A 2,624-nucleotide genomic window follows, 5' to 3' on the forward strand; every position below is an offset into this window, starting at 1 on the left:
GCGAGCCCAGCGGCATACGGCCTATATCGTGACGGCGTGAACCTCGACGCGCTCGTCGCCGCCCACTCGGCGCGGTGGGGTCGGCTCGACGAGCTCAGCCGACGACGCCGGCTGACGGGGGAGGAGGCCGACGAGCTCCTCGACCTCTACCAACAGGTGTCCACCCACCTCTCGCTCATCCGGTCCGGTGAGGCCGACCCCAGCCTCATCCGTCACCTGTCCACCGTCCTCAGCCGCGCCCGCGTCACGCTCGCGGGGCGGGACACCTCGACGTGGACGGACATCGGGACCTTCTTCGCTCGCACGTTCCCGGCCGCGCTCTATCGCCTCCGGCGCTGGTGGCTCTGGACGCTGGCGCTCAACGTCCTCGCGGCCGTCCTCATCGCCTGGTGGACGATGGAGCATCCCGCGCTGTACACGTCGTCGATGACCCGCGAACAGATCGAGGCCTACGTCGGCACGGACTTCGAGAACTACTACCGCGAGTTCCCGCACCACGAGTTCGCGACCCTGGTCTGGACCAACAATGCCTGGGTCGCCGCGCAGTGCATCGTCTTCGGCGTGCTCGGGCTGCCGGTGGTGTGGGTCCTCTTCCAGAACACGCTCAACATCGGGGTCATCGGGGCACTCATGGCCGACCACGACCGCGCCTCCCTCTTCTTCGGGATGATCCTGCCGCACGGCCTGCTCGAGCTGACCGCGGTCTTCGTCGCCGGCGGTGCGGGGCTGTGGCTCTTCTGGTCCTGGGTCGAGCCGGGCCCGCGGCCCCGGGCGGTCGCCTTCGCCGAGGCGGGCAGGACCGTCATCGGGATCGCACTGGGACTGGTGGCCGTGCTCGCCGTGAGCGGGGTCATCGAGGGGTTCGTCACCCCGTCGGGCCTGCCCACCGCAGCGCGGATCCTCATCGGGGTGGTCGCGGAGGGAGCTTTCCTCGCCTACGTGTTCGTCGTGGGTCGCCGGGCGTACCGGTCCGGAGCGAGTGGCGACGTGTCCCGGGCGGCGGTCGGGGACACGGCGCCGACAGTCGGCTGACGCCACTGAGGCTGTATGCCGCTGAGCCCGCTCCCCGCGGCGACGTGACCTTCCTGCCCTCCCGCCCTCGGTCGCCGAAGGCGGGTCAGAGCAGGCCCTCGCTCTTGAGCCAGAGGTAGTGGTCCGCGAGGCGCGCCGGCAGCTCGTCGGCCTCGGCGTCGATGACGTCGACGCCCATCCGCTCGAGTGCGGCCGCCACTCGCCCCCGCAGGGCAACGGTGCGCTCGGCAGCGGCAGCGGCATAGACGTCCGCTGTCGTCTCGTGGCGTGTGAGGAGGGCGCCGACCGCGGGGTCGGCGACGCTGGCGAGGACGACGCGGTGCCTCGCGACGAGAGCCGGAATGACTGGGAGCAGCCCCTCTTCGATCGCCGCCGGCTCGAGCGGGGTGAGGAGCACGACAAGGGACCGCTGGTGGTGCCGGCTCACGACGGCGGCGGCGAGCGCCGACCAGTCGGCCTCGACGATCGCCGGGTCGACCGGTGCCAGGGCGGAGACGACCTCGGCGAGCGGGTTGGTCCGGTCGGACGACCCGACGACCCGCACGCGGACCCGCTGGTCACCGGCGATGACGTCGACCCGGTCGTGGGCGTGCCCGGCGAGCGCGGTGAGGAGCAGGGTCGCGTCCATCGCGGCATCGAGGCGAGGCACGTCACCGACGCGCCCGGCGCTGGTCCGCGACGTGTCGATGACGATGACGATCCGCCGGTGCTGCTCCGGCTGCCACGTGCGGACGACGACCGATCCACGTCGCGCCGTCGCGCGCCAGTCGATCGACCTCACGTCATCGCCCTCGACGTAGTCGCGGAGCGAGTCGAACTCGGTGCCCTGCCCCCGACGGCGGACGGCAGAGCGACCGTCGATCTGGCGCAGGCGCGAGAGCTTGCTCGGCAGGTGGCGGCGCGAGTGGAAGGGATGCAGCACGCGGACCGTGCCCGGCACGGGGAAGGACCGCTGCCGGGCGGCGAGACCCATCGGTCCGTGCAGTCGGACGGTGACGAGGTCGGCGCGTCGGTCGCCGCGCCGGGTCGGTCGCAGGCGCGTGGACAGGCGACGGCGCTCGCCCGGGCCGAGGCGAAGGTCGTGCCGGTCGCCCTCTGCGCCGGCTGACGGCTGCCACGCGTCGCGGATCACCCCGCGCACGGCGCGAGGGCCGGGGTTGGTGACGACGAGGTCGGTGGTGACGAACTCGCCGAGGCGGACGACTGCTGGCCCCGAACGGGCGAGGGCGAGACCGCGAGGGGACGGGGCGAGGGCCAGGTCGACGCCGACGAGGGCCACGACACCGAGCGTCCAGAGGAGCGCGGTGCCGATCGAGGGACGCCAGGCGACGGCGACCGCACCCAGGAGCACGGCCACGGCGGCACGGCCGGTCACGACCATGGGTTTCCTCGCTGCGACGGCTGCATTGACGGCTGCATTCGGGGCCACTCGACTCGGGGGTGGGGTCGAGTGGCCCCGAATGCCCGCCCGGCCCGGTCGACTCGGGGGTGGGGTCGAGTGGCCCCGAATGCCCGCCCGGCCCGGTCGACTCGGGAGTGGGGTCGAGTGGCCCCGAATGCAGGCATGACCCTTCCTGTCACCGTGGCACCGC

Annotated in this window: 2 protein-coding genes; one reads left to right on the forward strand and one right to left on the reverse strand. The window is 72.8% G+C overall.

Features of this window, described 5'->3' with window-relative positions:
- Positions 1–1,032: stage II sporulation protein M (locus LOY02_RS13585; protein ID WP_317182896.1), on the forward strand; the 1,032-nt coding region annotated here is incomplete at its 5' end.
- Positions 1,033–1,117: 85 nt separating this feature from the next.
- Here the strand turns inward: LOY02_RS13585 and LOY02_RS13590 are convergent.
- The gene (locus LOY02_RS13590; RefSeq protein WP_317182897.1) at positions 1,118–2,413 is read right to left on the reverse strand and encodes a DUF58 domain-containing protein; all 1,296 of its coding nucleotides are present in this window, start codon (positions 2,411–2,413) and stop codon (positions 1,118–1,120) included.
- Between the last annotated feature and the right edge of the window lie 211 nt (positions 2,414–2,624).

Source organism: Intrasporangium sp. (assembly GCF_032907665.1).
Classification (GTDB): domain Bacteria; phylum Actinomycetota; class Actinomycetes; order Actinomycetales; family Dermatophilaceae; genus Intrasporangium.